7 protein-coding genes and 1 pseudogene are annotated in these 13126 nt (G+C 62.9%); 2 read left to right on the plus strand and 6 right to left on the minus strand.

Features of this window, described 5'->3' with window-relative positions; translation table 11 throughout:
- Nucleotides 1-251, minus strand: a pseudogene (locus APH25_RS23830) (acyltransferase); the annotation flags it as partial.
- 182 nt (nucleotides 252-433) lie between these two features.
- Here APH25_RS23830 and APH25_RS23835 point away from each other — a divergent pair.
- Complete coding sequence (locus APH25_RS23835; RefSeq protein WP_060483588.1) at nucleotides 434-934, plus strand: ATP-dependent zinc protease; 501 nt, start codon at nucleotides 434-436, stop codon at nucleotides 932-934.
- 65 nt (nucleotides 935-999) lie between these two features.
- Here the strand turns inward: APH25_RS23835 and APH25_RS23840 are convergent, their stop codons facing one another.
- The 5 genes from APH25_RS23840 to aceE all read right to left on the minus strand — a co-directional run bounded on the left by APH25_RS23840 (nucleotide 1000) and on the right by aceE (nucleotide 9695).
- Entirely contained in the window at nucleotides 1000-1623 is a 624-nt protein-coding gene (locus APH25_RS23840) for a glutathione S-transferase (protein ID WP_060483589.1), read from the minus strand.
- Between the two features lie 3 nt (nucleotides 1624-1626).
- Nucleotides 1627-2295 carry a peptide-methionine (S)-S-oxide reductase MsrA gene (gene msrA, locus APH25_RS23845; protein ID WP_060483590.1) on the minus strand — a complete coding sequence of 223 codons (669 nt, stop codon included), beginning with the start codon at nucleotides 2293-2295 and terminating at the stop codon, nucleotides 1627-1629.
- Nucleotides 2296-2449: 154 nt separating this feature from the next.
- Nucleotides 2450-5137: a bifunctional diguanylate cyclase/phosphodiesterase gene (locus APH25_RS23850; RefSeq protein WP_060483591.1), complete on the minus strand. Its 2688-nt coding sequence runs from the start codon at nucleotides 5135-5137 to the stop codon at nucleotides 2450-2452.
- Nucleotides 5138-5389: 252 nt separating this feature from the next.
- On the minus strand, nucleotides 5390-7036 hold the full coding sequence (gene aceF, locus APH25_RS23855; protein WP_060483592.1) for a dihydrolipoyllysine-residue acetyltransferase: 1647 nt from the start codon (nucleotides 7034-7036) through the stop codon (nucleotides 5390-5392).
- 13 nt (nucleotides 7037-7049) lie between these two features.
- Nucleotides 7050-9695 carry a pyruvate dehydrogenase (acetyl-transferring), homodimeric type gene (gene aceE / locus APH25_RS23860; protein WP_028635266.1) on the minus strand — a complete coding sequence of 882 codons (2646 nt, stop codon included), beginning with the start codon at nucleotides 9693-9695 and terminating at the stop codon, nucleotides 7050-7052.
- A 383-nt stretch (nucleotides 9696-10078) separates the two neighbouring features.
- On the opposite strand from aceE, the gene glnE reads away from it, so the two are divergent.
- A complete protein-coding gene (gene glnE / locus APH25_RS23865; protein ID WP_060483593.1) occupies nucleotides 10079-13012 on the plus strand; it encodes a bifunctional [glutamate--ammonia ligase]-adenylyl-L-tyrosine phosphorylase/[glutamate--ammonia-ligase] adenylyltransferase in 2934 nt (977 codons plus the stop codon).
- Nucleotides 13013-13126: the final 114 nt, after the last annotated feature.

The raw sequence follows: 13126 nt of genomic DNA on the forward strand, positions 1-13126 counted from the left end.
TACGAAGTGTCTTTGCGCAGGCTTTCGACACCGCGGATGTCCCACTGGGTAGGGATGCACAGGGCGAAGATGGCTTTGTCGATTTCCGACCAGGTTTCGGCCACCCACATCACTGCCCATGAGGCGTAGTCGCGGCCACGCCCTGGCAGCACCAGTTTGATCAGGGCGAATACCAGCAGCGGGCCGATCAACACCAGGGTGTTGAGCAGCAGCAGGGTGGTGGTGAGAATGCCGGTCAGCAGGCGACGCATAAGGAAACTCTTGTTGTGGGATGAAAACTGTTGGCAATGATAAGCAGGGCGTTGGCCTACGCCAAATGTCCAATGCGCTGCGATGAAGACAAATGTTTCACATTATGTTGGTTAGGCTTGTGACAGCGAACCTCTTCAGCCGGTGCAGTCTAAGCACCGACCCCTCTCAAGGAAGCTTGCCTGTGAAACCACTGTTTGCCCTGCTGTCACTGTTGGCGTTACCGGTGATGGCCGCCGAGCCTACCGTGTATGGACGTTATGAAAACATCGCACTGCCGGAGATCGGTGAAACGCTGAAAGCCAAGATGGACACCGGTGCCTACACGGCGTCGTTGTCGGCAAAGGACATCGAACGCTTCACCCGTGACGGCGAGGAGTGGGTGCGTTTCCGCCTTGCCACCCAGGATGCGGACGGCAAGGTGTACGAGCACAGGGTATCGCGCATCAGTAAGATCAAGGCGCGCGCCGAAGAGGACGATGAAGGGGATGCCCCCGAGGCGACCAAACGGCCGGTGGTTGACCTTGAGCTTTGCCTGGGCGATGTGAAGCGTACGGTCGAGGTCAACCTTGTGGACCGCAGTCACTTCAATTACCCGCTGCTGGTGGGCGCCAAGGCCCTGCGCGAGTTCAAGGCTGCAGTCAACCCGGCGAAGAAATATACGGCGGGCAAGCCGGGTTGCTGACTAGGTTCAGGTTTGCAGCTTGAAATGGGCTGGGGCCATCGCGGGTAAACCCGCGATGAGTCCGCTCACGCCACTGGAGCGGTCGCCACCATGGACGGCCGCAGGCTCACCTCGGCATACCACGCTGCCAACCCTGGCTGGCGCTCCCGCCAGCCAAACTCGGGCTGGCGCAGGTCCAGATACCCCAGTGCACACGACAAGCCAATGGCTGCCAGGTCGAACCCGGATGCCAGCTCAGCCAGGTGCTCCTGCTCCAGGTTGGCAAGGCTACGGCGGATTTTTTCGGCCTGAGCCTCCAGCCACCCGCCCCAACGCTTGTCCTCAGGCCGCAAGAAGCTTTCGTAGCGGCTGGAAACCGCCGCATCCATGATTGCATCGGCCTGGGATGCCAGCGTCATGCGCCGCCAGCGGGCAGAGCCCTCCCGGGGCAGCAGTGGCTGGCCCACATGCTGCTGGTCAAGGTATTCGCAGATGACCCGGCTGTCATGCAGCACGGTGCCGTCATCCAGGCGCAGGGCGGGGATCTTGCCGATCGGGTTGCCCTGGTTGAGCTGCGCATCGCCGCTCACCGGGCTGATATTCACCGTGTGCAGTTGCACACGCTGCAGCTGGCCGGTTTCGTGCAACACCACCATGACCTTGCGCACGAATGGCGACAAGGGGGCGTGAAACAGGGTCATCGTGCTCATGCTTCAATTACCCTGCAGGCTAGGCGGCAGGCACACGCCGGTACCGCCGATACCGCAGTAGCCCTGGGGGTTCTTGGCCAGGTACTGCTGGTGGTAGGCCTCGGCGAAGTACACCGTCGGTGCCTGGTCGATTTCAGTGGTGATTTCGCCGAAGCCAGCCTTGCTCAGCTCGGCCTGGAAGGCGTCGCGACTGGCCTTGGCCTGGTCCAGCTGTTCCGGGCTGGTGCAGTAGATGGCCGAGCGGTACTGGGTACCGACATCGTTGCCCTGGCGCATGCCTTGGGTCGGGTTGTGCAGTTCCCAGAACATGGCCAGCAGTTCGCGGTAGCTGACCTTGTCCTTGTCGAACACCACCAGCACCACTTCGGTATGGCCGGTCAGGCCCGAGCAGACTTCTTCGTAGGTAGGGTTCGGGGTGAAGCCGCCAGCGTAGCCAACCACCGTACTGACCACACCTTCACGCTGCCAGAAGCGGCGCTCGGCGCCCCAGAAGCAACCCAGGCCGAAGATGGCGAAGTCGATAGCGCCTTCGAAGAAGGGGCCGAGTAGCGGGGTGCCTTCGAACACGTGGTGGAATTCGGGCAGGCTCATTGGTGTTTCGCGGCCAGGCAGGGCCTGTTCCGCGGTAGGCATGACGTTTTTGTTCACCAGGATTTCCGAACGCAGGACCATGGCCGTTCCTCTGTGTTTTTTCAGTTGGATAGGTGCTGGGGCATTCGCGGGTAAACCCGCTCCCACAGGCCTTTCACAGTATTCGAAATACGTGGTGGGCTTGTGGGCGAAGAGGCCCTCATGGGCTCTATAGTGCCCGAGGTTTATGCTGCTGTCAGGCCACCGGGCCGCGTGGGTAACGCTTCAATCGCTCGGCAAGCTCGCGCCCTGGGATCGGCCGGTCGAACAGGTAACCCTGGCCAATGTCGCAGCGGTGGCGGCGCAGGAACGCCAGCTGGGCGGGTGTCTCGATGCCCTCTGCCACCACTTTCAGCTTCAGGTTGTGCGCCATGGCCACCACCGCCGAGGTGATTTCCATGTCGTCCTGGTTGTCCGGAATATCATTGATGAAGCTGCGGTCGATCTTGAGGATGTCGATCGGAAACTTCTTCAGGTAGCTCAGCGAGGAGTAGCCGGTGCCAAAGTCGTCCATGGCCAGGGTCAGGCCCAGGGCTTTCAGTTCATCCAGCTGGCGATGCGTGTCGTCGCTGGCTTCCAGCAGCAGCCCTTCGGTCAGTTCCAGTTCCAGCAGGTGCGCCGGCAGCCCCTCCTCGCGAATGATGCTGCTGATCGAGGCCACCAGGTCCGGGTCGGAGAACTGCTTGGGCGACAGGTTGATGGCCACATGCAGGTTGCCCAGGCCGGCTTCGCGCAACGCTTTGCTCATGCGGCAGGATTGACGCACCACCCATTTGCCGATGGGGATGATCAGGCCGGTTTCTTCGGCCACGCTGATGAACTGGTCCGGGCGGATCATGCCGCGCTCGGGGTGGTTCCAGCGCAGCAAGGCTTCCAGGCCCAACAGCCGGCCACTGCGCAGGCACAGCTTGGGCTGGTAGAACACCTCCAGCTCGTTCTGGGTCAGCGCGCGGCGCAGGTTGTTCTCGACGAACAGTTTGTAGCTGGCTTCGGCATTGAGCACCTCGGTGAACACCTGCACCTGGTGCTTGCCGTTGGCCTTGGCCTTGTGCAGGGCAAGGCCTGCGTTCTTCATCAGGCTGGTGGGGTCGGCGCCGTGCTGCGGCGCACTGGCCAGGCCAACCGAGGCGGTGACGTTGATCAACTGGTTGTCGACGAACATCGGTTTGTCGAGGGTATGCAGCAACTGCTGCGCCACGCTCTGGCCTGCTTCCAGGCTGGTGTCGTCGAGCAGCACGGCGAACTCGTTACTGGCGAAGCGCGCCAGGATGCCGCCGGCGTGCAGGCTGTTGCGCAAGCGCCTGGCCAGGCTGATCAGCAGCTTGTCGCCGGTGTGGTGGCCCAGGCTGTCGTTGATGCGCTTGAAGTTGTCGATATCAACCAACAACAGGCACATGGCGTTTTGCACGTCGCGGGCGAAGCATTCGTCCAGGCTGCGGATGAAGGCGGGGCGGTTACCCAGGTTGGTCAGGTTGTCGGTGTAGGCCAGCCGCTCGATGCGCTGCTGCGCCAGCTTGGTCTGGGTGACGTCTTCGTAGATGCCGATGTAGTGGGTCAGCTCGCGGTTGTCGCCGTACACCTTGGAGATCGACAACTGGCCCCAGTAGGGCTCCAGGTTCTTGCGCCGGCTTTTGAATTCACCCTGCCAGCTGTTGCCCATGGCCAGGCTGGAAGGGGAATCGAACAGCAGTTCGTTGAGGTTTTCCAGCGCGGGCAACTCACCCAGGTGGTGGCCCTGGACTTCATCGGTGCTGTACTGGGTAATGGCGGTGAAACTCGGGTTTACATATTCCACCTGGCCATCGCGGTTCACCAGCAGGAAGGCACTGGCACTTTGTTCCACCGCTCGCTGGAACAGGTGGAGCGCGCTGGTGGCGGCACGGCGGTTGTGGTTGGTGATCACTTGGGCGAACTGGTCGGCCAGCTCGCCGGCAAAGGCAATTTCGTCTGACTGCCAGGCGCGCGTCTGCCCGGTCTGCTCAAGGCACAGCACGCCTACCACCTGGCCGTCGACGCGGATACTGGCGTCGAGCATCGCCTTGTTGCCGGGGCCCATGCTTTGCAACAGGGCGCGTGTGCGGGGGTCGTGGCCGGCATTGTGGGCGTCGATGGCACGGCTGGCGTGCAGGGCGTCCAGGTAGTCGGGGAAGCGGCTGGCGTCAATGGCTTCGGGCTGGCGGTAGGCCTGCACGTCGCTGTACCAGGCGGTGATCGGTTCGAGGCGCTGGTCTTCCAGGTGCCAGATGCCAGCGCAGTCGATCTTGTAGATTTCGCAGGCGCTGCGGGTGATCAGTTCGGCGGCTTCGAGCAGCGAGTTTTCGGCGCTGTACCGCTGGCGTGCCAGGCGCAGGATGAGGTCCTGCTGGCTGCGCACCCGCTCCAGGTGTTCCAGTTGTTCCTGCTGGGCACGCTGGTTCAATTGCAGGGCCAGTTGCAGGCGGTTGTTGCGCGACTCAAGCTCACTGGCGGTCTCGCCGGTGTCTTCGGGGTGGTCGTCCAGCACGCTCAGGTAGCCGCGCAGCAGCTGGCGGTTGTGTTGCTTGTAGCCTTCGCCCACTTCCAGCATGCGCAGTGAGGCGCTTGGGGTATGCAGGGTGTAGCGCACCCGGTAATAGGCACGTTGGGCCAATTGCAGTTGAATGTCGTCGTGCAGCCGGTAGCGGGCTTCAGGCTCCATCAGGCTGGCGTAGGGGGCATCCACCAGGGCGCACAAATCGCCGGCGTGCAGGCCGAACTGGCGCTCGCAGGCCGGGTCCAGGTACAGCAGCGACCAGCTTGCCTCGTTGAGCCTTTCGAACCGCAGCATACCCAGCCGCGACGGCACGGGTAACGGCGTGACGACCTCGGCCGCCACACGGCTGGCGGCATCGGTTTGGCTTTTCATCGAAGACTCGCTTGAAGAGGGAACGCGCCCGTTGGACCACGTCGAATCTGGCAAGGTTGCATCATGTCCCTATGGCTGGCAAGCGGCCATGTTTGAGGGTGTGTAATGGTTATCGGCGGGGTGAGCGGGAAAGTTAGATCGCCTTGGGTTTTTTGACGGACAAAAAAAGCCCCGCCAAACGACGGGGTTGAGGTACGAGCGTGGCAGCTCGAAAAAAGTCCTGCCCCTCGCCAGGAGGGGCAGTGTGCAGCGTTACAGCAGCAGGGTGCGGATGTCGCCCAGCACATCGCCCAGACGCTTGGTGAAGCGCGCGGCGGCAGCGCCATTGATCACACGGTGATCGTAGGACAGCGACAGCGGCAGCATCAGCTTGGGCTGGAAGGCCTTGCCATCCCACACCGGCTGCATGGTGGCTTTCGAGACCCCCAGGATTGCAACTTCCGGTGCGTTGACGATCGGCGTGAAGCCGGTGCCGCCAATGTGGCCGAGGCTGGAGATGGTGAAGCAGGCGCCCTGCATCTCGTCAGCCGACAGCTTCTTGGTGCGGGCTTTTTCGGCCAGCGCCGCGGCTTCGGCAGCCAGTTGCAGCAAGCTCTTCTGGTCGACGTTCTTGATCACCGGTACCAGCAGGCCATCCGGGGTGTCCACGGCGAAACCGACGTTGACGTACTTCTTGCGGATGATCGCCTTGCCGCTTGGGGCCAGCGAGCTGTTGAAGTCTGGCAGTTCCTTGAGCAGGAAGGCGCAGGCCTTGAGCAGCAACGGCAGCACGGTCAGCTTGACGCCTGCTTTCTCGGCCACAGCCTTCTGCGCCACGCGGAAGGCTTCCAGCTCGGTGATGTCGGCAGAATCGAACTGGGTGACGTGCGGCACGTTCAGCCAACTGCGGTGCAAGTTGGCAGCACCGACCTGCATCAGGCGGGTCAGGGCCACTTCTTCCACTTCACCAAACTTGCTGAAGTCCACGGCAGGGATCGGCGGGATGCCTGCGCCACCGGTGGCACCGGCAGCTGCGGGTGCTTCCTTGGCCTTCTGCATCATGGCCTTGACGTAAACCTGCACGTCTTCTTTCAGGATGCGACCATGTGGGCCGCTGGCCGCCACTGCGCCCAGCTCGACACCGAATTCACGGGCCAGCTGGCGCACGGCAGGGCCGGCATGAACCTTGGCGTTGCTGCCGGCAGCCGGCGCAGCGGCTGCAGGTGCAGCGGCGGGGGCAGCAGGCGCAGGAGCACTTGCCGCCGGGGCTTGTTCAGCCTCGGCCTTGGCCGGCGCCGCAGCCGCAGGGGCTGGAGCAGCAGCCGGCGCGGCGCCAGCCACTTCCAGCTTGAGGATCAGGTCACCGGTGCCAACTTCATCGTCCAGCTTGGCGATGACTTCCTTCACCACGCCAGCGGCGGGGGACGGGATTTCCATGGAGGCCTTGTCGGACTCCAGGGTGATCAGCGACTGGTCGGCTTCGACGGTATCGCCAGCCTTCACCAGCACTTCGATGATCTTGGCCTTGCCCGACGAACCGATATCCGGCACGTGGATGTCCTGCACGCTGGCCGCAGCCGGTGCAGCAGTGGGGGCCGGGGCAGCTTCTGCGGCAGGCGCTGGCGCCGCTGCTTCTGCTGCAGGCTTCTGCTCGGCCGCCGGTGCCTCAGGGGCCGCAGCAGCGGCACCTTCGGCTTCCAGTACCAGCAGTTCGTCGCCTTCTTTCAGGCGGTCGCCCAGCTTGACCTTCAGTTCCTTGACGACACCAGCCTTCGGCGCCGGGATCTCCATGGAGGCCTTGTCGGACTCCAGGGTCAGCAGGCTCTGGTCGGCCTCGATACGGTCACCGACCTTGACGAACAGCTCGATGATTTCACCTTCACCGCTGCCGATGTCAGGTACGCGAATGAGTTCGCTCACTTAAAAATACTCCTCAGCAGTCCAGGGGGTTGCGCTTGTCCGGGTCGATGCCGAACTTGACGATGGCGTCAGCCACAACCTTGGGTTCGATCTCGCCACGGTCAGCCAGGGCTTCCAGGGCAGCCAGCACCACGAAGTGGCGGTCGACTTCGAAGAAGTGACGCAGCTTCTTGCGGCTGTCGCTGCGACCGTAACCGTCGGTACCCAGGACCTTGAACTCTTTGCTTGGCACCCACTGGCGAATCTGTTCGGCGAACAGTTTCATGTAGTCGGTAGACGCGATCACCGGGCCTTTGCGACCGGTCAGGCACTGCTCGACGTAGGTCTGCTGTGGCTTCTGGCCAGGCTTGAGGCGGTTGGCGCGTTCCACGGCCAGGCCGTCACGGCGCAGTTCGTTGAAGCTGGTGACGCTCCACACGTCGGCACCGACGTTGAACTCTTCACGCAGGATCTTCGCTGCCTCGCGCACTTCGCGCAGGATGGTGCCCGAACCCATCAGCTGCACATGGTGTGCGGCGTCACGGGTGTCTTCTTCCAGCAGGTACATGCCCTTGATGATGCCTTCCTCGGCACCGGCCGGGATGGCAGGCTGCTGGTAGGATTCGTTCATCACGGTGATGTAGTAGAAGATGTCCTGTTGCTCTTCGGTCATCTTCTTCATGCCGTCCTGGATGATCACCGCCAGCTCGTAGCCATAGGTGGGATCGTAGGTGCGGCAGTTCGGGATGGTACCGGCCATCATGTGGCTGTGACCGTCTTCGTGCTGCAGGCCTTCACCGTTGAGGGTGGTACGGCCGGCAGTACCGCCGATCAGGAAGCCACGGGTGCGGCTGTCGCCAGCGGCCCAGGCCAGGTCGCCAATGCGCTGGAAGCCGAACATCGAGTAGAAGATGTAGAACGGCAGCATCGGTTGGTTGTGGCAGCTGTACGAGGTACCGGCAGCGATGAACGACGACATGGCGCCGGCTTCGTTGATGCCTTCCTCGAGGATCTGGCCCTTCTTGTCTTCGCGGTAGAACATCACCTGGTCTTTGTCGACAGGCTCGTAGAGCTGACCGACCGACGAGTAGATGCCCAGCTGGCGGAACATGCCTTCCATACCGAAGGTACGGGCTTCGTCCGGGATGATCGGCACGATGCGTTGGCCGATTTCCTTGTCCTTGACCAGTTGCGCCAGAATACGCACGAAGGCCATGGTGGTGGAGATTTCGCGGTCGCCCGAGCCGTCCAGGATCGCTTTCAGCGTTTCCAGTGGCGGGGTAGGCACGCTGAAGCTCTTGGCGCGGCGCTGCGGCACGAAACCGCCCAGGGCTGCGCGGCGCTCGGCCAGGTACTTGGCTTCGGCGGAACCTTCTTCAGGTTTGAAGAACGGCAGGTTCTCCAGCTCTGCATCCTTGACCGGGATGTCGAAACGGTCGCGGAATTTACGCAGGCTGTCGACGTCGACCTTCTTGGTGTTGTGCGCGGTGTTCTTGGCTTCGCCCGCACCGGTACCGTAGCCCTTGATGGTCTTGGCCAGGATAACGGTCGGCTGCTCTTTGTGGTTAACAGCCTGGTGATACGCCGCGTAGACCTTGTACGGGTCGTGGCCGCCACGGTTGAGCTTCCAGATCTCGTCGTCGGACAGGTCTTCGACCATGGCCTTGAGCTCTGGGGTGTTGAAGAAGTGCTCGCGCACGTAGGCGCCGTCTTTGGCCTTGTAGTTCTGGTACTCGCCGTCGATGACTTCGTCCATGCGGCGCTGCAGGGCACCGTTGGTGTCCTTGGCCAGCAGTGGGTCCCAGAAACGGCCCCAGACGACCTTGTTGACGTTCCAGCCACCGCCACGGAACACGCCTTCGAGTTCCTGGATGATCTTGCCGTTGCCGCGCACAGGGCCGTCGAGGCGCTGCAGGTTGCAGTTGATGACAAAAATCAGGTTGTCCAGCTTCTCGCGGCCGGCCAGGGAAATGGCGCCCAGGGATTCCGGCTCGTCGCACTCGCCGTCGCCCATGAAGCACCAGACTTTCTGCTTGCCGGCCGGGATGAAGCCACGGGCTTCCAGGTACTTCATGAAGCGTGCCTGGTAGATGGCCTGGATCGGGCCCAGACCCATCGATACGGTCGGGAACTGCCAGAAGTCAGGCATCAGCCAGGGGTGTGGGTACGAGGACAGGCCGTTGCCGTCCACTTCCTGACGGAAGTTGTTCATCTGTTCTTCGCTGATGCGACCTTCCATGAAGGCGCGGGCGTAGACGCCTGGCGAGGCGTGGCCCTGGAAGAACACCAGGTCGCCGCCGTGTTCTTCGGTCGGGGCCTGGAAGAAGTAGTTGAAGCCGATGTCGTAAAGGGTGGCGCTGGAGGCGAAGCTGGAGATGTGTCCGCCCAGGTCCGAGTCTTTCAGGTTGGTGCGCATGACCATGGCCAGGGCGTTCCAACGCACCATCGAGCGAATGCGGCGTTCCATGAACAGGTCGCCAGGCATGCGTGCTTCGTGGGTGACAGGGATGGTGTTGCGGTATGGCGTGGTGATCGCATACGGCAGCTGAGAGCCACTACGGGTGGCCAGCTCGCCCATACGGGTCATCAGGTAATGAGCGCGGTCTTCGCCTTCTTTGTCGAGGACCGACTCCAGGGCATCCAGCCATTCCTGGGTTTCGATTGGATCGAGGTCTTGCATGGCTTGCTCCAGGGCGGAAAGGCAACCAGAATCGATTGCCTGAGATTGCGACTGGCCTTATGGGCAGACGTCGTGAATTCTTGGAATACCGGGGTATCGTCCGGCGCCGTGTAGTTTTACTACATTTGCTTTCTCATTTCATGCCTTTGCACGCCATGGGTAGTAGTAAAACTACAGCTGTGCGACGTTCGGTCGCATCTCGGCTTGTGAGGAAAAACGTTCATGTTGGTTGGTAGTGAGTCGCGAACGGGTGGTCCTTGATGTTTGTTGCCACAAAAACAGGCATTTCAGCTATTTCCAACCTTTGTACGACAGTCCAACCGTGGGCCGGTGTCTCCTTGGCCGCTTTCCCTCTCCCTTTTCACGCCGATCAAGGATAGACCATGCGCCTACCTTTGCCCTCCGATCTGCCACCTGCCCTGCAGCCACTGGCCACGCGCAATGGGCAGTTTTTGCAAGATGCCGTGGCTGCCCACCCCGGCCTGGACCTGAACCTCTGGAGCCCGTTGCACCGCCAGCAGTTCGATCAGGTGGCCGCCGCCAGCGATTTCGTGCTCGGCCTGGCCCAGCGTGACCCTGCCATGCTCTTCGGCCTGCTGGCTGCGGGCGCGCTGGACCGGCGCCACGCGCCCGGCGAGCTGCGTGCCCAGGTCGCCGAGGTAGCCCAGGCGGCACAAACAGAAGAAGAACTGGCGCGTAACCTGCGCCGTGAGCGCAACCGCCAGCAACTGCGGATCATCTGGCGGGACATCACCCGCCAAGCCGACCTGGCTGAGACCTGCCGCGACCTGTCCGACCTGGCCGATGCCGCCATCGATGAAGCGTACCAGTGGCTGTACCCGCGCCACTGCCAGCAGTTCGGCACGCCCATGGGTAACCGCAGTGGCCAACCGCAGCACATGGTGGTGCTGGGCATGGGCAAGCTGGGGGCCGGCGAGCTGAACCTGTCGTCGGACATCGACCTGATTTTCGCCTTCCCGGAGGGTGGCGAAACCGAAGGCGTGAAGCGTTCGCTGGATAACCAGGAATTCTTCACCCGCCTGGGGCAGCGCCTGATCAAGGCGCTGGACCCTGTCACCGTCGACGGCTTCGTGTTCCGCGTCGACATGCGCCTGCGCCCCTATGGCTCGTCTGGCGCACTGGTGCTCAGTTTCAATGCGCTGGAGCAGTACTACCAGGACCAGGGCCGCGACTGGGAACGCTATGCCATGATCAAGGCGCGGGTGGTGGCCGGGGACCAAGCAGCCGGTGCGCAGTTGCAAGACATGCTGCGCCCGTTCGTGTACCGCCGGTACCTGGATTTTTCGGCAATCGAAGCCCTGCGCACCATGAAGCAGTTGATCCAGCAGGAAGTGCGGCGCAAGGGCATGGCCGACAACATCAAGCTGGGTGCGGGTGGTATCCGCGAGGTTGAATTCATTGCCCAGGCCTTCCAGCTGATCCATGGCGGGCGGGACCTGAGCCTGCAACAGCGGCCGCTGCTCAAGGTGCTGGCAACGCTGGAGGGGCAGGGCTACCTGCCGCCCGCGGTGGTGGCGGAGCTGCGCGAGGGGTATGCGTTTCTGCGCTATACCGAGCATGCCATCCAGGCCATTGCCGACCGCCAGACGCAGATGCTGCCCGAAAGCGACACCGACCAGGCACGGGTTGCCTACATGCTCGGGTTTGCTGACTGGCAGGGCTTCCAGGCCCAACTCAGCCACTGGCGGGGCCGTATCGACTGGCACTTCCGGCAGGTGATCGCCGACCCGGATGACGAGGACGGTGAAAGCGAGCTGGTGGTGGGCGGCGAGTGGTCGCCGCTGTGGGAGCAGGCCCAGGACGAGGAAGCAGCGGGTCGCCAGCTTGAAGACGCCGGCTTCCGGCAACCCGTTGAAGCCTTGCGCCGCCTGGCGGCGCTGCGCTCCAGCCCGCAGTTGCGCTCGATGCAGCGTATCGGGCGCGAGCGTCTGGATGCTTTCATCCCGCGTCTGCTGGCCCAGGCCATCGAACACGAAAACCCCGACCTGGTGCTGGAGCGGGTGTTGCCGCTGGTCGAAGCCGTGGCGCGGCGTTCGGCCTACCTGGTGCTGTTGACGGAAAACCCCGGGGCGTTGCGGCGGCTGTTGACGCTGTGTGCGGCCAGCCCGTGGATTGCCGAGCAGATTGCCCGCTACCCGTTGCTGCTCGATGAGCTGCTCAACGAAGGGCGCCTGTTCAGCCCGCCGTTGGCGCCGGAGCTGGCCAGCGAGCTGCGTGAAAGGCTGACCCGGATCCCCGAGGACGACCTGGAGCAGCAGATGGAGGCTTTGCGCCACTTCAAGCTGGCCCACAGCCTGCGCGTGGCAGCCTCGGAAATCAGCGGCAACCTGCCGCTGATGAAGGTCAGCGACTACCTTACCTGGCTGGCCGAAGCGATCCTCGACCAGGTGCTGGCCCTGGCCTGGCGCCAGACTGTGGCCCGCCACGGCCAGCCCGTGCGCAGCGACGGCAGCCCCTGCGACCCGGGCTTCATCATCATTGGTTACGGCAAGGTCGGCGGCCTGGAGCTGGGTCATGGCTCGGACCTTGACCTGGTGTTCATCCACGACGGTGACCCGCAGGCGGAAACCGACGGCGCCAAACCTATCGACAGCGCGCAGTTCTTCACCCGCCTGGGCCAGCGCATCATTCACCTGCTGACCACCCAGACCAACTCGGGGCAGCTGTATGACGTGGACATGCGCCTGCGGCCTTCTGGCGCATCCGGGCTGCTGGTCAGCTCGCTGGGGGCGTTCGAGCGCTACCAGCAGAACGAAGCCTGGACCTGGGAACACCAGGCCCTGGTACGCGCCCGGGTGCTGGTGGGTTGCCCGCAGGTAGGCGCGGCCTTCGAGGGCGTACGTGCCCAGGTACTGGGCCAGCCTCGGGACCTGGAAAAGCTGCGCATCGACGTGAGTGAAATGCGCGCCAAGATGCGTGACAACCTGGGCACCAAGGCAACCGCCGCCGGCACGGCGGCCAATGCCTTCGATGCCGGCATGGCCTTTGACATCAAGCAAGATGCGGGCGGTATCGTCGATATCGAATTTATGGTGCAATACGCCGCTTTGGCCTGGTCGCACGACCACGCGGCCATACTGCGATGGACCGATAACATCCGCATCCTGGAAGAGCTGGAGCAGGCGAACCTGATGCCGGCCAGCGACGCGGCGTTGTTGCGTGAAGTGTACAAGGCGTTCCGCTCGGCCTCGCACCGCCAGGCATTGCAGAAGCAGGCCGGGGTGATCGACGCGGCGCAGTTTGCCGATGAACGCCGTGAGGTACGGCGTATATGGGGTGAGCTGGGCCTTACGTGAAGGGCCTATCGCCTGTAGGCGGGCTTGCCCGCGAATGGCCCACGTGGGTGGTACACTGTCCGCCACATAGCCTGAATATAAAGAGGGGAGGCCAGGCTTACCGCAGCCTGCAGC

The organism is Pseudomonas sp. NBRC 111119 (assembly GCF_001320125.1).
Lineage (GTDB): Bacteria > Pseudomonadota > Gammaproteobacteria > Pseudomonadales > Pseudomonadaceae > Aquipseudomonas > Aquipseudomonas parafulva.